General features: G+C 70.2%; 19 protein-coding genes and 1 pseudogene. 15 read left to right on the top strand and 5 right to left on the bottom strand.

What is annotated here, in order from left to right:
• From ribA to pheT, 14 genes are all read left to right on the top strand, one after another.
• A partial coding sequence (gene ribA / locus NBW77_RS16740) for a GTP cyclohydrolase II (RefSeq protein ID WP_250279991.1) occupies nt 1–650 on the top strand: 650 nt, incomplete at its 5' end.
• Nucleotides 647–1,123: a 6,7-dimethyl-8-ribityllumazine synthase gene (ribH, locus tag NBW77_RS16735; protein WP_131747573.1), complete on the top strand. Its 477-nt coding sequence runs from the start codon at nt 647–649 to the stop codon at nt 1,121–1,123. The genes ribA and ribH, both read left to right, overlap by 4 nt.
• Nucleotides 1,124–1,406: 283 nt before the next feature.
• Nucleotides 1,407–2,621, top strand: a complete 1,215-nt coding sequence (locus NBW77_RS16730) for a hypothetical protein (protein ID WP_165486213.1) — start codon at nt 1,407–1,409, stop codon at nt 2,619–2,621.
• 46 nt (nt 2,622–2,667) lie between these two features.
• Complete coding sequence (locus NBW77_RS16725) at nt 2,668–3,093, top strand: SseB family protein (protein WP_131747571.1); 426 nt, start codon at nt 2,668–2,670, stop codon at nt 3,091–3,093.
• Nucleotides 3,094–3,331: 238 nt separating this feature from the next.
• Nucleotides 3,332–4,264, top strand: a complete 933-nt coding sequence (locus tag NBW77_RS16720) for a toll/interleukin-1 receptor domain-containing protein (RefSeq protein WP_165486212.1) — start codon at nt 3,332–3,334, stop codon at nt 4,262–4,264.
• Nucleotides 4,261–4,503 carry a CD225/dispanin family protein gene (locus NBW77_RS16715; RefSeq protein ID WP_165486211.1) on the top strand — a complete coding sequence of 81 codons (243 nt, stop codon included), beginning with the start codon at nt 4,261–4,263 and terminating at the stop codon, nt 4,501–4,503. The genes NBW77_RS16720 and NBW77_RS16715 overlap by 4 nt, the downstream gene beginning before the upstream one ends.
• 11 nt (nt 4,504–4,514) lie before the next feature.
• Nucleotides 4,515–4,952 carry a DUF2752 domain-containing protein gene (locus NBW77_RS16710; protein WP_131747568.1) on the top strand — a complete coding sequence of 146 codons (438 nt, stop codon included), beginning with the start codon at nt 4,515–4,517 and terminating at the stop codon, nt 4,950–4,952.
• A gap of 164 nt (nt 4,953–5,116) precedes the next feature.
• Nucleotides 5,117–5,872: a translation initiation factor IF-3 gene (gene infC / locus NBW77_RS16705; protein WP_250279990.1), complete on the top strand. Its 756-nt coding sequence runs from the start codon at nt 5,117–5,119 to the stop codon at nt 5,870–5,872.
• Between the two features lie 42 nt (nt 5,873–5,914).
• The gene (gene rpmI, locus NBW77_RS16700; RefSeq protein WP_250279989.1) at nt 5,915–6,109 is read left to right on the top strand and encodes a 50S ribosomal protein L35; all 195 of its coding nucleotides are present in this window, start codon (nt 5,915–5,917) and stop codon (nt 6,107–6,109) included.
• 87 nt (nt 6,110–6,196) lie between these two features.
• Nucleotides 6,197–6,577, top strand: a complete 381-nt coding sequence (gene rplT / locus NBW77_RS16695) for a 50S ribosomal protein L20 (protein WP_131747567.1) — start codon at nt 6,197–6,199, stop codon at nt 6,575–6,577.
• Between the two features lie 38 nt (nt 6,578–6,615).
• Nucleotides 6,616–7,449: a TrmH family RNA methyltransferase gene (locus NBW77_RS16690; RefSeq protein ID WP_131747607.1), complete on the top strand. Its 834-nt coding sequence runs from the start codon at nt 6,616–6,618 to the stop codon at nt 7,447–7,449.
• A complete protein-coding gene (locus tag NBW77_RS16685; protein ID WP_131747566.1) occupies nt 7,446–8,621 on the top strand; it encodes an ATP-binding protein in 1,176 nt (391 codons plus the stop codon). The genes NBW77_RS16690 and NBW77_RS16685 overlap by 4 nt, the downstream gene beginning before the upstream one ends.
• 189 nt (nt 8,622–8,810) lie before the next feature.
• Nucleotides 8,811–9,983, top strand: a complete 1,173-nt coding sequence (pheS, locus tag NBW77_RS16680) for a phenylalanine--tRNA ligase subunit alpha (protein ID WP_131747560.1) — start codon at nt 8,811–8,813, stop codon at nt 9,981–9,983.
• 2 nt (nt 9,984–9,985) lie between these two features.
• The gene (pheT, locus tag NBW77_RS16675; protein ID WP_131747559.1) at nt 9,986–12,538 is read left to right on the top strand and encodes a phenylalanine--tRNA ligase subunit beta; all 2,553 of its coding nucleotides are present in this window, start codon (nt 9,986–9,988) and stop codon (nt 12,536–12,538) included.
• Nucleotides 12,539–12,981: 443 nt separating this feature from the next.
• Here pheT and NBW77_RS16670 read toward each other — a convergent pair whose 3' ends face one another.
• The 4 genes from NBW77_RS16670 to NBW77_RS16655 all read right to left on the bottom strand — a co-directional run bounded on the left by NBW77_RS16670 (nt 12,982) and on the right by NBW77_RS16655 (nt 15,973).
• On the bottom strand, nt 12,982–13,482 hold the full coding sequence (locus tag NBW77_RS16670) for an SCO6045 C-terminal-like domain-containing protein (RefSeq protein ID WP_242605957.1): 501 nt from the start codon (nt 13,480–13,482) through the stop codon (nt 12,982–12,984).
• Nucleotides 13,479–14,399, bottom strand: coding sequence for an MbnB/TglH/ChrH family RiPP precursor modification enzyme (locus NBW77_RS16665; protein ID WP_131747558.1), 921 nt, complete (start codon nt 14,397–14,399; stop codon nt 13,479–13,481). Before NBW77_RS16665 ends, NBW77_RS16670 begins: the two co-directional genes overlap by 4 nt.
• A complete protein-coding gene (locus NBW77_RS16660; protein ID WP_165486210.1) occupies nt 14,396–15,268 on the bottom strand; it encodes a TIGR04222 domain-containing membrane protein in 873 nt (290 codons plus the stop codon). Before NBW77_RS16660 ends, NBW77_RS16665 begins: the two co-directional genes overlap by 4 nt.
• 297 nt (nt 15,269–15,565) lie before the next feature.
• Nucleotides 15,566–15,973, bottom strand: coding sequence for a winged helix-turn-helix transcriptional regulator (locus NBW77_RS16655; RefSeq protein ID WP_131747556.1), 408 nt, complete (start codon nt 15,971–15,973; stop codon nt 15,566–15,568).
• A 134-nt stretch (nt 15,974–16,107) separates the two neighbouring features.
• Here NBW77_RS16655 and NBW77_RS16650 point away from each other — a divergent pair, with 134 nt between their 5' ends.
• The gene (locus NBW77_RS16650; RefSeq protein WP_250279988.1) at nt 16,108–16,965 is read left to right on the top strand and encodes an SDR family oxidoreductase; all 858 of its coding nucleotides are present in this window, start codon (nt 16,108–16,110) and stop codon (nt 16,963–16,965) included.
• Between the two features lie 220 nt (nt 16,966–17,185).
• Here the strand turns inward: NBW77_RS16650 and NBW77_RS22505 are convergent.
• A pseudogene (locus NBW77_RS22505) lies at nt 17,186–17,332 on the bottom strand (RCC1 domain-containing protein); the annotation flags it as partial.

Genomic DNA, 17,332 nt, shown 5'->3' with positions numbered 1-17,332 from the left:
ACCGCGGCGTCATCGAGGACGTGGAGCATGTCGCCCTGGTCAGGGGGGACATCGGCGACGGCCGTGACGTGCTGGTGCGGGTGCACAGCGAGTGCCTCACCGGTGACGTCTTCGGATCGCGTCGTTGCGACTGCGGCACGCAGCTCGACGCCGCGCTGCACATGATCTCCCTGGAGGGCCGGGGAGTGGTGCTGTACATGCGGGGGCACGAGGGCCGCGGCATCGGTCTGATCCACAAGTTGCGCGCGTACCAGCTACAGGATGCCGGGCATGACACCGTGGACGCCAACCTCGCTCTCGGCCTGCCCGCGGATGCTCGTGACTACGGCATCGGCGCGCAGATCCTGGTTGATCTCGGTGTGCGTACGATGCGCCTGCTGTCGAACAACCCGACCAAGCGGGCGGGCCTGGAGGGCTACGGGTTGGAGATAGCCGAACGGGTCCCGCTGCCGGTGAACTTCACCCCGGAGAACCTGCGCTACCTCACCACCAAGAGGGACCGGATGGGGCACGACCTTCCTGGGCTGCCGATCGGGCAACCGAGAACGTCAGGCGCCCGAGGTGACGTTCCGCTCCACCGCGTCGCCCCGGACGGGCGCGCAGACGGGGATCTGGTGATGGCGGACGTGTGCTCATCGGATCCGACATGAGCGGCTCGGGCTCGCCCGTGGTGTGGGTCCCGGACGGCGTCGGCCTGCGCCTGGCGGTCGTCGCTACCCGCTGGCACGCGGAGATCACCGATGCTCTTGTGGACGGGGCGCTGCGGGCCGCCAAGGATGCGCTCGTCGCGTCGCCGACCCTGGTGCGGGTACCGGGTGCGGTCGAACTGCCGATCGTGGTCGCGGCCCTCGCCGCGGGCCACGACGCCGTGGTCGCACTGGGAGTGGTGATCCGCGGGGGCACCCCGCATTTCGACTACGTCTGCCAGTCGGTGACCGAGGGGCTCACCCGGGTCGCGCTGGACACCGGCGTCCCGATCGGGTTCGGCATCCTGACCTGCGACACGGTCGAGCAGGCGCGTGATCGTGCGGGGCTGCCCTCCTCGACGGAGGACAAGGGTCGTGAGGCCACCTTCGCGGCGCTGGAGACCGCGAACGTCCTGGGGGAACTACGCCCGGGTTAGAGCGCCTGGGCTGGGTGTTTCCTCCATGGGGGGCGTGGGGTCCGATGGGATGGTGAGAGATCTGCTGAGGGATCTGCCGGGCAGCCTGGACGACCCGGCCCGAACCGTCCGATCCCGCCCACCTGCGACCCCGGCCGACCAGCCGGCCCGACCCGGTCTTGTAACTCGTCCCGGGGACAAGGACTCTTGTCCGTAATGGCCGCCACATACCGTGTCCGGGACGGTGGGACCCGGTCGTGCGCGTGGGGCCCACCGTGGGGACGGGAGGCGGTGGTGAGCGGTGATGGCGGCGCGAGGGCGTGACGAGGACGGATATGCGCCGGATTTCTCGAACCGGTCGGGTGGGCAGTGGGAAACCGGCGAGACCGCCGGCGTGAGCGAGGCTCCCGACGTCCTGCCCGCCATCCTGCCCGGCATGGTGACCGCGACGGATGTCGGGGACGCGAGGCCGGTGTCGCTGCTCGGCCTGCGGATGCCCGACCGGGAAGGCGATCACAACGCGACCGTGAGCCGCCGGCCAGGCCGACCGCGGGTGGGCACCGGGCGAGTGGACGGACCGGGCCCGCAGCCCCCGATGCCACGGTTGCCGGCTCCGGCGCATCCTGCCGGTGGGGACGCCCGGTCGCGGTCTCGTATGTCCGGGCCGCAGCAGGGCCCGGGCGGGTACAAGCCGGATCCGCCGGCGACGGCGGCTGAGCCGCACCACCTCGCGCCCGCGGGACCGGCCGTGGCGACCGCCCCGGCGGCGCCCGGCTGGACCCCGGACGTCGGAGCGTTCCTGCCTGGCGCCGGCCCGGTTTCCCACGGCTCGGTTCCGGCCGGCTCGCCCGAGACGTTATCCCCGGACCTCACCTGGCCCGATGTGGCCTGGCCGGAGCCGGGATCGGGATCGGGATCGGGATCGGGATCGGGGTCGGGATCGGAATGGGAGTTGGAGCCGGTTGTCACGGCGCCGATGTCCACGTACCCAGACGTCGGCGCCAGTCGGGCGATCCGCGCCGACGAGCCGGGCGCGTCCGGAACCGACTGCCGGCTGGTGCACGTCATCGGGTTCGACGACGGCTGTGGACGTACGACGGTGGCAGCCGGTCTGGAGATGGCGTTCGCCGCATCCCGCCGTGACCGGGGGATCACGGTCGAGGTCCATCCCGACCAGCGGGCGGCGTTGGCCGGGACGGACACCCTCGTGGTGGCCACGGGAGCTGGTGGGGTCGAGCTGGCCGCCGCTCACGACGCCCTCGTGGCGCTGGCCGGGACCGAACGCGGCGACCTCGCCGCGTCGGTGGTGATCGCCGTCGTGGAGGATGTCGGGGTGCGGTGGTCCGGCCGGGCCCGCCGCCGCCTGGCGCGGTTGGCCGAGCATGCGCGCGCGGTTGTCGTGGTCCCGTTCGACCCGGTGCTGGCCGGGGGGCCGCCGTTCGCCTGGTCGGCGTTGCGTCGCCGCACCCGCGCCGCATTCGGCGAGCTCGCCCTGGCCGTGGAGGCCGCGTCCGACTGAGCGGCCGGTTTGGCCGAGCGGCCGGCAGGACGCATAAGGTCGATCGGTGAAGCGGGAACTGCTGACGCCCGCGGGGCAGGACGACAGTGGTGGTGCGGACGACGCGCTGCGCATCGCCCTCGCCGGCGGGGATGAACGGGCGGTCGCTGTCGCTCTCGCGCGTTCCCGGGTCTTTGTCGCGATCGAGGCACGGCTGCTCGATGCGGATGCCACGACCGGCGCGGACAAGGCGTCCGAAATGGTTCTGGTGACGTTGCGGGTGCCGTCCGGGGCGACGGCGATCCCCGCGTTCAGCAGCATTGACACGCTGGCCCGCTGGCGGCGGGCGGCCCGGCCTGTCGCCGTGCCCGGTCATGCCCTGTGCGCCGAGGCCGTACGCGCCGGCCACCGTGCCGTCGTGCTCGACATCGCCGGTCCGGCCATGGCCACCATCGATGGTGACCTGCTGGAACAGCTGGCGGGCAGCCGGTAGGTAGGAGTTCGCCGGCCATATTTGGCCCGCGGTGTTGCCGGCGAGGCCCACCGGCGATCCGAAATATCCGCAACCGGCTTGCATGCTCCTGTTCTGACCTGCAAAAATACCTCTCGACCGAAGCAGGTGATCATGTGGTGTTGCCATGTTATGTTTGCATAACCGCAAGAACGACCGTTGTGGCATAGAATTTTCTGTCGGAGCGAAGTGTCGACTTTTCGGGTTGCTCTCGGGGGGCATGGTGGGTCCGCAGGTTTTTATCAGTTACCGCCGCACCGACACGGCTGGTTGGGCGGGCAGGCTGGTCGCGGATCTGCGGCATCGCCTGGGAGCGGGCGCTCGCATCTTCATGGATGTCGATGCAATCCCCGCCGGGGAGAACTTTGCCAGTTACATCGACCGTTCGGTCGCCGGGTCGGATGCCCTGATCGCACTGATCGGTCCGAGCTGGCTGGATGCCCGGGACGAGAACGGACGGCGCCGCATAGACGCACCGGCCGATTTCGTCCGGCTGGAGATCGAGGCGGCCCTGCGGCGAGGAATCCGGGTGATCCCCGCGCTGGTGGACGGTGCCCACATCTCGACCGCGGCGGAGTTGCCGCACTCGCTCGGGCACTTGGTGGACCTACAGGCGGTGAGATTTGACAATGAAAACTGGGAGATCGGTATAGGTCGAATTGTCGCGCCGTTCGTGAGGGAAGCGCCGGCACCCGAGCCCCGCCTCGAGGTGACAACCGGCAGGATCGACTTCGGCTATCTGGTGACTCAGCAGCCGTGGCCGCGTCGTACCGTGCAGTTGCGAAATGCCGGTGCGGGCGAACTCAACCCGAGCTGCACGACTCAGGATGGGTGGCTCGTGCTCCGCCAACGAGATGATGCGCTGGATGTCCTGGTGGACACATCCCATCCGGGCGAGTATGAGGGAAGAATTCTCGTGCGGTCCGCTGGTGGCAGCGCGGAGATTGTTGTACCGCATTTGTGGGAATGGCGCGCGAGGCCGCTCCGGGAGGTGCCTTCGGCCAACCTCCGGTCGCCGGACCAGCGCCTTCAGCACACGGTCGGCCGCAGGCCCCGTTCAGTCCACCGCAGCCCGTGTTCGGTGGGCGGCAGGTCCCGTTCGGTCAACCGCAGGCCCCGGGCCAGTGGGGGCCGGGGTTCGGGCCCACCATGATCCGCAGCTATATGCCGTGGGCGATCGCGGTCACGCTTCTGTGTTTTCTGCCGACCGGAATAGCTGCGATCGTCTATGCGTCCCGGGTGAGTACCTACTCCGCGGCCGGCCGGTGGGACAGCGCACTCGAAGCATCGCGTAAGGCGAAGCTCTGGACAATAATTTCGGCTGTCGTAGGTCTGTCCTTTGCCGTCATAATATTTTTTGCGGCGCTCAGTCAGCCGTCGACCACGTATTGACATGATGCGACATGGCTGACACCAGGGGTGGTGTCGATGGGCCGCCGACCGCCGGACGCACGCGGGCCGTCCTCGTCGTCGGTGGACTATCCGTGGCTGCCGCGGCCACCAGGGTGTTTCTGGTGGATCCGGCAACGCCCGGCCGCTACCCGCGGTGCCCGTTCAATGTCATTACCGGTTTGCCGTGCCCCGGTTGTGGAACCCTGCGTGCCGCGCACGATCTGTTTCATGGTCATGTTGTCGCGGCTGCGGACCACAACCTTCTGTTCGTGTCGGCCGTACCTGTGATGCTGGCCTGGTGGCTTGTTGCTCTTGCTCGGACGTTCGGATGCCTACCCCGGGGTCTGCCCGAGGGCTGGTCCCGGATCGCCGGCCTGATTCCGTTGACGATCATTGTCTTCTGGGTCCTGCGCCTGCTGCCCGGACCGACCGGCTGGCTCGGCCCCTGAGCCCGACCCGGTGGCGGCTGCCGGGTCGATTGCCAGGTTGATGCTGCCCTGGGGTGATGGGCCCGGCATCAGGGGACCCTTGTCCCAAGGTCAGGTGATCGTCGTATCCGGCCGGCTCTGCTAGGCTGTCGGGCGACCGCTTGTTACCGGGGCTTCGTCTTGCAATGACTCTGTTCGCAATGGCTCTGTTCCGGGACAAGGCCAAGCGGAGGCTTGCCTCCCACCCGATGCCGTCGCTACCGTGGCGGCCGGGTCGCCGGTCGGCCGAGCCGTTCCGTACGGCATGTCGGCCGGGCGTCCGGGTTGACCGGGCGCAGGGCTCCGCAGCGGCAGGTCATGCCCGCGCGTCGAGCCACGGAGGGAACCACATCAGCGCAGAGTCCCGTATCAATGACCGGATCAGGGTGCCCGAGGTGCGCCTGGTTGGGTCCGAAGGCGAGCAGATCGGCATCGTCGCCATCGCCGAGGCGATGCGGCTTGCGCAGGAAGCCGATCTCGATCTGGTCGAGGTCGCTCCGACAGCGCGTCCGCCGGTATGCAAGCTCATGGACTATGGAAAGTTCAAGTACGAGACCGACCAGAAGCGTCGTGAGGCTCGGAAGAACCAGGTCCAGACGGTCATCAAGGAAATGAAGCTCCGACCGAAGATCGATCCGCATGACTACGAGACCAAGAAGGGTCACGTGGTGCGGTTCCTCAAGGCTGGCGACAAGGTCAAGATTACGATCATGTTCCGCGGGCGGGAGCAGTCCCGACCCGAGCTCGGTATCCGACTGCTGCAGCGGTTGTCGTCGGATGTCGCGGACCTCGGCTATGTCGAGGCCCAGCCGAAGCAGGATGGCCGGAACATGACCATGGTGATGGCCCCGCACAAGGGATCTCGCCCCCAGCGCGCGCCGGAGCCAGCCGGCCGAATCTGACCGCAAGGCCGCCCCGACCACCACTCACCACAGGACTTCCAGATGCCCAAGATGAAGACCCACACCGGCGCGTCCAAGCGGTTCCGGATCACCGGTACCGGCAAGGTGATGCGCCGCCGGGCGAACCGTAACCACCTACTGGAGCACAAGTCGAGCCGACGCACCCGGCGGCTGTACAACGAAGTGACGCTCAGCTCGGCAGACGAAGGCCGTATCAAGCAGCTGCTGGCGCGCTGACCACCGCCGGCCCCGATGCCGCTCCCACCGGTTGGGAGCGGTGCAAAGCGGTGCCGACAGTCACGACTGAAAGAGAGTTCTCCCCTCATGGCAAGGGTCAAGCGGGCGGTCAACGCCCAGAAGAAGCGCCGGACGGTCCTGGAGCAGTCCAGCGGGTACCGGGGGCAGCGCTCCCGGCTGTATCGCAAGGCCAAAGAGCAGATGCTGCACTCGATGGCCTATTCCTACCGGGATCGGCGGGCTCGCAAGGGCGACTTCCGGCAGCTGTGGATCACCAGGATCAATGCCGCCGCACGGCAGAACGGGATGACCTACAACCGGTTCGTCCAGGGGCTGCGCCTGGCGGGCGTCGAGGTGGACCGCAAGATTCTCGCCGATCTCGCGGTGACCGACCCGACGGCTTTCGCCGCGCTCGTCGAGGTCGCGCGGGCGGCGGTGCCGGTGACGCCGGAGTCCTCGGCGGCCTGAGCGGTAACGCAGACGGCACCGTATTCGCCTCCGTGTCGGTGGTCGGGGACCCGCCTGGGCCGCGCTCGTCGCGGGTGCTCGCCGCGCGGCGGCTGCGCCGCCCGGCTGTCCGTCGCGTCCGCGGCCAGTTCCTGGTCGAGGGGCCTCAGGCGGTCGGGGCGGGGCTTGCGGTCGGGGCGCTCAGTGAGATCTTCGTGGGCTCGTCGGCGATGAGCAGGTATGCGGCACTCCTCGACGGTGCGGGGATTGCGGTGCGGGTTGTGTCCGACGACGCGGTGGCCTCACTGTCGGAGACGGTGACACCCCAGGGCGTGGTTGGGCTTGCCAGGCATCCGAACCACGGGATCGTCGACATCGAGGAGTCCCGGCTGGTGGCGATCTGCCTCGACACCCGTGACCCGGGCAACGCGGGGACGATCATCAGGTCGGCGGACGCCGCCGGCGCGGACGCCGTGGTGTTTGCCGGATCGTCGGTGGACCCGTTCGGTGGGAAGGTCGTCCGTGCCTCGGCGGGCAGCATCTTCCACCTACCGGTGGTCACCGACATCACTGTGGACGACGCGGTGCGGCAGTTGCGGGACCGCGGCTGCCGCATCGTGGCGACCACGCCGCTGGCGCCGCGAGATCTCCACTCCGCGGCGGATGCGGGGGAGTTGGACGGGCCCACCGCGTGGCTGTTCGGCAATGAGGCGAAGGGTCTGCCAGACTCCACCGTGGTGTCCGCGGACGCGGTACTTCGGGTGCCGGTGTACGGTCAGGCCGAATCACTGAATCTTGCGGTGGCGACAGCGATCTGCCTGTACGCGTCGGCGCGTGCGCAGGCCAGGCTCGGGTCCGGCGCGAAAGACGCCGGAGGAGGTGGACGGCTGTGACACACACGGTCACGTCGGCTCCCGACCACGCCCGCAGTCCAGCGGCTGAAGGGGACCAGATCCCCGGCCCGGGTCCGCAGGCGGACGGGACACCGTGCGCCGGGGTGCCAGGCTCCGAGGCGCCGGCCGCCCCGCAGGTGACCTGGGACGACATCCCGGACGGGATTGTGGTTGTGGATCCTGCCGGCCGGGTGGAGATCTTCAACATCGCCGCCGTGAAGATCACGGGAGTGACGGTGACCGCCGCACTGGGCCGTCACCTCACCGAGATCCTGCCGCTGCTGGACGAGCGGGGTAACGACTGGTGGGAGTGCTCCCGGGCGAGCCGGGAGCTGCCGAGGGTGACCGGCCAACCCGAACGTCGTCTGACGTTGGCCTACCCCTCCAGTGAGCGCGACCTCAACGTAACTGTTCGTTATGTCCGTGCCGAGGGGAAACTGACGCAGGTCTCGCTGTCGCTGCGGGACACGGCCAGCCGGGAGCGTCTTGAGCGCAACCGCGCGGACCTGGTGTCCACGGTCGCGCACGAGCTGCGTTCGCCGTTGACGAGTGTCAAGGGGTTCACCGCCACGCTGCTGGCGAAGTGGGACCGTTTCACCGAAGAGCAGAAGAAGCTCATGCTCAACACCGTCAACACCGACGCGGACCGGGTGACCCGGCTGCTCGCCGAGGTACTCGACGTTTCGCGCATCGACTCCGGCCGGATCCAGATGCGCAAGCAGATAGTGGATCTTGAACATACGCTGCGTCGGGTCGTCGACGGCAAGGTGGCGGCGGGCGAAGCCACCCATGACCGCTTTGTGGTGCGTACCGAGGGTGAGCTTCCGGAGATGTGGCTTGACTCCGACAAGATCGAACAGGTGCTGCACAATCTTGTCGACAACGCTCTGCGGCACGGCGCCGGTACCGTCACCATCGTCATGCGTGGCACGCCGAGCGGAGCCGAGGTAACCGTGGCGGACGAAGGTGAGGGTGTGCCCGAGGCGAGCGCATCCCGGGTCTTCACGAAGTTCTGGCGGGGCGCGACCCGCGGTAACGGAACAGGTCTGGGGCTCTACATCGCCAGGGCGCTCATCGAGGCACACGGCGGGACCATCACGGTCGGACGGGTACCGGGCGGCGGCGCCGAGTTCCGATTTGTGGTGCCCGCCGGGGCGCCGGTCTTCGCCTGACCGCGAAGTCGCAAGCCTCCCGGCGGGCGCCCCGCCCCATGCTCTACCCCCGTGTCCCACCCCGTGCCTTACCCCCACCCCGTGCCTTGTCTCCGGCCTCCGCCCTGTCCTGTCGCGGGCGGGAACCGGTCGAGATGCCAGCAGGTGCTCGGTCCGACTCCGGTCCGATCACCAAGACCGTCGATGAGGATGATCAGCGTGCCTCCGTCCACACAGAGCGCTCACCCGAACCGGTCGGGTGAGCCCGAACCGCCGACACCCGCTGATACCGGGCGTGACCAGACCCGGGCCGGCGACAACCAGCTTGATCCGGACCGCCTTGACCAGGTGCGCGCTCAGGCGGCCGTCGCGATCGCCGCGGCGGCCGACCTGGACGCGCTCGCCGTGGCCCGCACCGCCCACGTAGACGGCCGGGCCGCTCCGCTGGTGCTGGCCCGCCGTGCGCTCGGCTCCCTGCCCCAGGCGGATCGCGCCGCCGCCGGCCGCCGGCACAACGAGGTGGCCGAGTCCGTCCGTGCGCTCTACGATGCACGGCTCGCCGAGCTCACCGCCGAGCGCGACGCGCGGGTGCTCGTCGAGGAACGGGTCGACGTCACTCTCCCCGGGGGCCGGCGTACGCACGGGGCCAGGCATCCGATCACGGCCCTGTCCGACCGTCTGGTGGACGTGTTCGTGGCAATGGGCTACGAGGTGGCCGAGGGACCGGAGGTTGAACACGACTGGTTCAACTTCGAGGCGTTGAACCTCGGCCCCGACCATCCGGCGCGCAGCTCCCACGACACCCTGTACGTCGACCCGGTCGGCAGCGGGCTGCTGCTGCGCACGCACACCTCGCCGGTGCAGATCCGCACCCTGCTGGCCCGTCCGCTGCCGGTGTACGTGGTGTGCCCGGGGCGGACGTACCGCAACGACGCGGTCGACGCCACGCATTCACCCGTGTTCGGTCAGCTCGAGGGCCTGGCCGTGGACGAGGGCATCACCATGGCCGACCTGCGCGGGACGCTGGATGTGTTCGCCCAGGCGCTGTTCGGTTCGGGCCTGTCGACACGGCTGCGGCCGTCCTACTTCCCGTTCACCGAGCCGTCGGCCGAGCTCGACGTCGCGTGCTTTGCGTGTCGCGGTGAGGCGGCCCGCCAGCCGTGCCGGGTGTGCTGCGACGAGGGTTGGATCGAGGTGGGCGGCTGCGGGATGGTCGACCCGAACGTGCTCGTGGCCTGCGGGGTCGACCCGGCCCGTTACAGCGGGTTCGCATTCGGGATGGGCCTGGAGCGTGCGGCGATGATCCGCCACGACGTCCGCGAGATCCGTGACTTCGTCGATGGTGACGTCCGTTTCGGTCGTCCGTTCGGGACGGGGAGCTGACCATGAAGATCCTTATGTCGTGGCTTCGGGAGGCCGTCAACGGGCTCCCGCCGGCGAAGGCGGTCGGCGAGGCGCTGATCCGGGCCGGTTTCGAGGTGGAGGCCGTCGAGTCGGTCGGGCACGACATCGCCGGTGTCGTCGTCGGTGAGGTCGTCTCCATCGAGGTCGTCGAGACCAGGAAGAAGAACGTGCGCTGGGTGGGGGTCCGGGTGGCCGAGGCCGGTACCCGTGGGGTGATCTGCGGAGCGTTCAACTTCGAGGTCGGCGACCGGGTGGCGGTCGCGCTGCCCGGCGCGGTGCTGCCCGGCGGATTCACCATCACGTCCCGCAAGACCTACGGGCGGCTCAGCGACGGCATGATCTGTTCGGTTCGCGAGCTGGGCATCGGCGATGACCATGACGGGATCCTGGTGCTGCCGCCCGACACCCCGGTGGGTGCGGACGTCGCCGAGCTGTTGGACCTCGCCGACGACGTCCTGGACATCGCGGTCACCCCGGACCGCGGCTACGGCCTGTCCGTCCGCGGGATCGCCCGGGAGGCGGCGACCGCGTTCGAGCTGCCCTTCCACGATCCTGCCGGGGTGGTGCCCGAGGCCCGCGACGGCAGCGGCGCACCCACGGTCGGGTATCCGGTCGTGGTGGAGGACCCCGCCGCCTGCACCCGGTACGTCGCCCGGGTCGTCACCAGGGTCTCCCCCGGCGCGCAGACCCCGCTGGGGCTTGCCCGACGTCTCACGCTGTCGGGCATGCGACCTATCTCGGTGCCGGTGGACGTGACCAACCTGATCATGCTGGGGCTCGGTCAGCCGCTGCACGCCTTCGACCGTGCGAAGCTGTCCGGCCCGATCGTGGTGCGCCGCGCCCGGGACGGCGAGCGGCTGGTCACCCTCGACGGTGTCAAACGCGAACTCGATCCGGAGGATCTGGTGATCGCGGACGACTCCGGGCCGGTGGCGCTGGCCGGGGTCATGGGGGGCGCGTCCACGGAGATCTCGCCCGACACCACCGAGATCCTCATCGAGGCCGCCCATTTCGACCCGATCGCGGTAGCGCGCACGGCCCGGCGCCACCAGCTCGGCTCGGAGGCGTCCCGCCGGTTCGAGCGGGGCGTCGACCCGGCGCTCGCGCCGGTGGCGGCCGATACCGCGGCCCGTCTGCTGGCCGAGCTCGCGGGCGCCACCGGGGAGGTGGGCGTGACCGACATCGACCACCGGCTGCCGGCGGGCAGCATCCCGTTCCCGCTCGCGGAGACGGCCCGCCTCGGCGGGCGTCCCTACCCGCCGGAGGTCGTCCGACGGCGGCTGACCGAAGTCGGCTGCCTGGTCGCCGAGGCCCCCGGTGCGGGCGGTGCGGGCGGTATGGACACCGACCTGCTCGAGGTCACCCCGCCGTCCTGGCGAGGTGACCTCACCCGGCCCGCGGACCTCGTCGAGGAGGTCATGCGCCTCGAGGGCTACGACACGATTCCGGTGACCCTCCCGCGGCTGCCCGCCGGCCGTGGTCTCACCCAGGGTCAGCGGATGCGCCGGGCGGTCGGTACGGCCCTCGCCCACCAGGGGTATGTCGAGGTCCTCACCGTCCCGTTCGTCGGGGACGACACGCCGGCCCGGCTCGGACTCGGCGACGATGACCGGCGGGCGGCCGTGGTCCGGATCGCCAACCCGATCGCCGAGGACGCCGCCAACCTGCGCACCACCCTGCTACCCGGGTTGTTCGCCGCGGCCGTCCGCAACATCGGCCGGGGCCAGACCGACCTGGCCCTGTTCGAGACGGGGCTGGTGTTCCGGTCCGTTGCCGTTGCCGTTGCCGTTGCCGTTGCCGCGCCGCCGACCCCCGCGGTCGACCACCGTCCCGATGACGATGAGATCGCTGCTCTGAACGCCGCCCTGCCCGACCAACCGAGGCTGCTGGGCGTCGTCCTGACCGGCCGTCGCGAGCCGGCCGGTTGGTGGGGGTCCGGGCAGCCGGTGGGCTGGCAGGACGCGGTCGATGCGGCGCACACCGTGGCGGGCGCTGCCGGTCTGGAACTGTCCGTGGTGGCGGACGCGGTGATGCCATGGCACCCCGGCCGGTGCGCGCGCCTGACGGTGGCCGATCCGGCAGCGGCCGATCCGGTCGACGGCCGCACCATCGGGCATGCCGGGGAGCTGCATCCCCGGGTGATCGCGGCCTACGGGCTGCCCGCCCGAACCTGCGCGATGGAGCTCGACCTCGAGATGCTGGTCGAGATCGCGTCGAGGCGTCCGCCGGTCACGGCGCCCGCGGTGTCCACCTATCCGCCCGCCGATCGTGACATTGCGCTGGTCGTTGGGGTCGATGTGCCGGTGGCCCGGGTCACCGAGGCGTTGCGGGACGGCGCCGGGGACCTGCTGGAGGCCCTGACCCTGTTCGACATCTACGAAGGGCCCCAGGTCGGCGACGGACGGCGTTCGCTCGCCTTCGGTCTGCGGCTGAGGGCGGGGGACCGGACGCTCACCGCCGAGGAGTCGAACACGGCGCGGGACGCGGCGGTCACCGAGGCCGCCCGGGTGACCGGAGCGACCCTGCGTACCTGACCGGATTCGGTGGCCTCCGGGCAGTGGCGGCGATCCGACCGTCGTCTCTGCCCGGAGGCCAGGGTTTCGGCGAGGCCCTGGGGTGGGGTCTGATAGACGTCAGCCAGCGTGTCGATATGGTCCCAGTTCCGCATGACCATCCGCAGGATTTCCCACATGGTCATATGCCCTGCCTGGGTGAGGAATAAGCCCTTGATGGAGTGGGCGAGAAGCATGCGTTTTTCGATCAGCCGGTAGCGGATGCGTTTGTCCCGGGTGAGGAGGAGGAGACCGGCCTCACCGATGACAGGGAGCCATACGTCGTCGAGGTCGCCCGGCTCGGATACAGGTAAGGCGATGGTTGGGGTGCACGACGTCGCCGCGCACCGCGGCGAGCGCCTTCCCGAGGGGCAGGGTGTTCTCGTCGACGAAGAACCGCGGCGTGACCGGCTTCTTCCTGTCGCTCAGGCGTCCTCGCGGCGGAGGCCGAGCACCCGCGTTCCGATGAACGGCGCCCGCACCGCGACGAGCGGGCGGGCGCCGGCCCACCGGTCGACCCTGACGGCCAGGCGCCGCCGGGTCAACGCGGCCACCAGTTGTTCGGCTCGCGCATCGTGGTCAAGATCGTGATGGATGGTGCGGGCGAAGGTCACCCCGTCCGCGTGCGCCCCGGCGGGTGCACGCCCTGCGGCGAAGGCCGTGAACCGGGAGCGAAAGTCGGGTAGGCGCGCCAGCGCCGGCCACGCCCGGGCAACGGCATCCGCGCGCTTGTTGAGCAGCGCCGCACGGGTCGCGGCCACCCGGGCGGGGTCGAATCCGGTGGGGTCCGGTCCACCGGCGACGAGCGCCCGCACGAGATCGCCCTGAGCCTGGCGCAGCCGCGCGCGTCCGTCGGTGTCTCGTCCGTCGGTGTCTCGTCCGTCGGTGTCGCTGCGGTCGCGGTCGGCCGGCGCGGAGCTGGTCACGAGGCGTATCCCGCCATGGTGGCGATCGCGTCCAGCTCGCCGGAGAGTTCGTCCACGGACGGGTAGCGGCCGTCGCGTTCGAGCATGATCGCCAATGGGTCGGGATGCCGGTCGGTGGTCTCCCGGACCAGGTCGAGGACCTCGCGGGTGACCGGATGGGTGTGGGTGTCGTGGTAGAGCCCGTCGCGGATCACCCCACCGGCCACATGGATGTAGGCGATGCGCTCCCACGGCAGCGCCTGAAGGAAACGGTCCGGGTCGACGCCGTGGTTGACCCGGTCGGCATGCAGGTTGGCGAGATCGAGCAGGAGGAGCGCGTCGGTGCGTTCGGCCAGCTCGGCGAGGAACTCGGCCTCGCCGAAGTCCGCGTCGTCCCAGCGCAGCAGCGCGGCCGGGTGTTCCAGGGCGAGCGGTACCGGGAGCTGCGCGGACACCGCCCGTACGTTGGCGACCAGTACGTTGAGAGCGTCGCGGGTGCGTGGCACCGCCAGCAGGTGACCTGCCTCCAGCCCGCCGGCCCGCACGAACGCCACGTGTTCGCTCACCAGCGGTGCCCGTAGCCGGTCGGCGAGGGCGGCCAGGTGGGCGACCCGCGTCGGCTGGAGCGGTTCGGCCCCGCCGAGCCCTAGGCCGACGCCGTGTGGCACGACCGGGACGCCGGCCTCGACCAACCTGTCGAGGCCGGTCGGCAGGGGCCCGTGGGTGCCCAGGGTCTCGGCGATCACCTCGACGAAGGACAGGTCCGTCCGGCCGGCGATGAAGGCCGCGAGTTCCGGCCGCCAGCCGATCCCCAGCCCGCGCAGCCGGCGGCCCGGGTCTGGGTCTGGGTCTGGGTCTGGGTCTGGGTCTGGGTCTGGGCCGGCAGCGTACGGCGACGGGTGCGGCGAGGGCGCCCGCAGTGACGGGAGGGCGGTCATCCGCCGCAGCCGCCCCCGCCGCAGCCGCCGCCCCCGCACCCGCTACTGCCGTCTCCGCTGCCACCGTCCCCGCTGGGACGGGTCAGGCCGAGCTGACCAGCGAACGCCGGGTCGGTGTCCCAGAGCACCGCCGTGCCGAACAGGGCGAGGGCAAGGGCACGTTGCCCGGGCACACCGCCGGACCTCAGACCGTCGCTGTCCCGGCGGGCCACGGCCAAGATGGCCTGTCCCCGGCGGGTGGTGGTCGGACGCTGCGCAAGGAATATCACGGCCAACGCCGTGACGATCAGTTCGACGCCGAGGAGGCCGACCGGCTTACCCCGGTTGGCGCCGACGGCGGCGCGGATGATCCCGACCGCTCCGAGGACGAGCAGGGGGAACACGGTCCGGCGACAGGCACGGGTCTGTGTCGGTGTCGCTACGAATCCTGCCACCTGCAGGCGGTTGCGGCAGGCGGCTACGGCCGGTCCCCGTGACACCAGCGCACCGAGCCACTCCAGTCGCAGTTCGCCGGCCCGGACGATGGCGTCGAACGCCTCCCGCTCGAGTCGGCTGGCACCGGCCGGCAGCGGTTCACCCGTGGTGGTCAGCCCGTGCCGCGTCCATCCTGGCCGTAGCAGACCCCGGTCGTAGAGGCTGGTGACAGCGCACGTCACGGCCAGCCTCGGATTCCCGGCGATCACGCAGAGGTCCTCCGGGCTCAACGGGCCGGGGTCCGCCGCGGGCGTGTCCGTCGGGTCGAGGATGCGGCGCCGCCTGACGATCGCCACCAGCAGCACGACCGCGAACCCCAGGGCGTAGAGGGCGAGAAAACCGGGGCCGCTGATGCCCCAGGTGTCACCCGCCGCGGATGCGGTGGGTGCGCTCATGCCACGGTCCTCTCCGTTGCCACGGTCCTCTTCGTTGCCACGGTCCTCTTCGTCGCCCGACACGGTGGCCCGCCCCGCCCCACCCTGGGACGGGTGGTGAGACCGCGGTTCGGGCCGGGTTTCGCCTGGTGACCCCCGACACATCACAGGATGCGCCACCATGTGGCCACGACGGTGGATGCGTATCCAACACGACACCGAATGACCGGTGGCATGGCCAGGACCGGTGGCATGGTCGTGCCGCCCTTGGTCCAGGGTCACGAAGGGTCAAGATCGTGAAATGAGGGAGGGCTCGGGCTACTTGGACCGGTCGTAGTCTTCCTGGGCGGCGAGTACGGAGGGCATCTCGGCCTCGACGAGGTCGATCAGGTCGCGGAGTTTCGTCGCGACGCGGGTGCCGAGCGGGGTCAGGCTGTACTGGACGTGTGGCGGGATGCTGGTCTGGACCTCGCGGCGGACCAGGCCGTCGCGTTCCAGCGCGTGCAGGGTCTGGGCGAGCATCTTCTCGCTGACCCCCTCGACGCGGCGGCGCAGTGCGTTGAACCGGTAGGTGCCCTCGGCCAGCGCGACCAGGGCGAGGATGCCCCACTTGCCGGTGGCGTTCTCCAGGGTCCGGCGTGACGGGCACGCGCGGGCGAAGACGTCGGCGACCAGTTCGTCCATGGGGTCGACGGGGGTGGCCGTCGTCGGGATCCTGCTGGCCATGCGACCACTGTACCGTCGTACACCGTACTGGTGGATATAACCGTACCTACTTTTGGTTAGCGCTTTCGAAAAGTTAGTACACTCTGCTGGCGGTACCTACAACAGTCCGAGCCCGACGATTCCAGGGAGCACATGTGATCACTGTTACCGGCGCCACCGGTCACCTCGGCAGGCTCGTCGTGGAGGACCTGCTCGGGCGCGGCGTGCCTGCCGGCGAGATCGTCGCCGCGGTACGCAGCCCGCAGAAGGCCGCGGACCTGGCCGAACGCGGCGTGCAGGTACGCGAGGCGGACTACACCAGGCCCGCGACGCTGGCCACCGCGTTCGCCGGCACCGACAAACTGCTGCTGGTCTCCTCCAGCGAGGTCGGCCAGCGGGTGGCCCAGCACCGCAGCGTGGTGGACGCCGCCGTCCAGGCAGGGGTCTCCCTGATCGCCTATACCAGCGTGCTGTCCGCGCAGACGTCCGGTCTCGCGCTGGCCGCCGAGCACAAGGCCACCGAGGACATCATCCGAGCCTCCGGGCCGGCGTACGTGTTCCTGCGCAACGGCTGGTACATCGAGAACTACACGGAGAACCTCGCACCGGCCTTCCAGCATGGCGCGATCCTGGGTGCGGCCGGCGAGGGCCGCATCTGCGGGGCCACCCGCACAGACTTCGCCGCAGCCGCCGCCGCCGTGCTGACCGGAGAGGGTCACGCAGGCGCGGTGTACGAACTGGGCGGTGATCAGCCGTTCACCATGGCGGAGCTGGCCGCCGAGGTCGCCGGGCAGTCGGGCAAGCCTGTCGGCTACGTCGACCTGCCGGCCGAGGAATACGTCAAGGCGCTGGTCGGTGCCGGTCTGCCCGAGGCCTTCGCGGGTCTCCTGGCCGACTCCGACCTCGGCATCGGCCGCGGCGACCTGTTCACCGACAGTGGCGACCTGAGCCGGCTCATCGGCCGTCCCACCACCACACTTGCCGAGGCGGTCGCCCTTGCGCTGAAGGCCTGACCAACGCCCACCCGTCCATCAGACGGCAACCGCCGCAGGACGGCCGTTCGGCTCGGGTCGGTTCTCCAGGCTGGTTCTCCGGGTGCGGTCGAGGCCGGGAGGACGATAAAAATCGTCCTCCCGGCCTCGACGGATGTGGGGGCTGTGCCGCGCAGCCCGAACGGTCAGATGATCCGTGCTTCCGGGGCGGTGACCTGGCTACCCGGCCCGGTCAGCGTGCCTACCAGCCGCCGCCGGTCCAGTCGCCGACGAGTGCATACCCGGCGTAGCCGCCGCCGGCGATGGCGGTGACGCCGGTCAGGTTGGAGACCGCCACGGGTAGCGAGCTGTTGGTGGTGGTGCCGTTGCCCAACTGGCCGAGGCCGTT

This window comes from Frankia sp. Cppng1_Ct_nod, from assembly GCF_920656135.1.
Taxonomy (GTDB): domain Bacteria; phylum Actinomycetota; class Actinomycetes; order Frankiales; family Frankiaceae; genus Protofrankia; species Protofrankia meridionalis.
Note: the sequence above shows the minus strand (reverse complement) of the source record. Positions and strands in the feature narration are given on the sequence as shown.

Coding starts and splice junctions, on each gene's coding strand:
- ribH (WP_131747573.1), top strand. CDS start 647: ATGAGCGGCTCGGGCTCGCCCGTGGTGTGGGTCCCGGACGGCGTCGGC.
- NBW77_RS16730 (WP_165486213.1), top strand. CDS start 1,407: ATGGCGGCGCGAGGGCGTGACGAGGACGGATATGCGCCGGATTTCTCG.
- NBW77_RS16720 (WP_165486212.1), top strand. CDS start 3,332: ATGGTGGGTCCGCAGGTTTTTATCAGTTACCGCCGCACCGACACGGCT.
- NBW77_RS16715 (WP_165486211.1), top strand. CDS start 4,261: ATGATCCGCAGCTATATGCCGTGGGCGATCGCGGTCACGCTTCTGTGT.
- NBW77_RS16710 (WP_131747568.1), top strand. CDS start 4,515: ATGGCTGACACCAGGGGTGGTGTCGATGGGCCGCCGACCGCCGGACGC.
- infC (WP_250279990.1), top strand. CDS start 5,117: ATGACTCTGTTCGCAATGGCTCTGTTCCGGGACAAGGCCAAGCGGAGG.
- rpmI (WP_250279989.1), top strand. CDS start 5,915: ATGCCCAAGATGAAGACCCACACCGGCGCGTCCAAGCGGTTCCGGATC.
- rplT (WP_131747567.1), top strand. CDS start 6,197: ATGGCAAGGGTCAAGCGGGCGGTCAACGCCCAGAAGAAGCGCCGGACG.
- pheS (WP_131747560.1), top strand. CDS start 8,811: ATGATCAGCGTGCCTCCGTCCACACAGAGCGCTCACCCGAACCGGTCG.
- pheT (WP_131747559.1), top strand. CDS start 9,986: ATGAAGATCCTTATGTCGTGGCTTCGGGAGGCCGTCAACGGGCTCCCG.
- NBW77_RS16665 (WP_131747558.1), bottom strand. CDS start 14,399: ATGACCGCCCTCCCGTCACTGCGGGCGCCCTCGCCGCACCCGTCGCCG.
- NBW77_RS16660 (WP_165486210.1), bottom strand. CDS start 15,268: ATGAGCGCACCCACCGCATCCGCGGCGGGTGACACCTGGGGCATCAGC.
- NBW77_RS16655 (WP_131747556.1), bottom strand. CDS start 15,973: ATGGCCAGCAGGATCCCGACGACGGCCACCCCCGTCGACCCCATGGAC.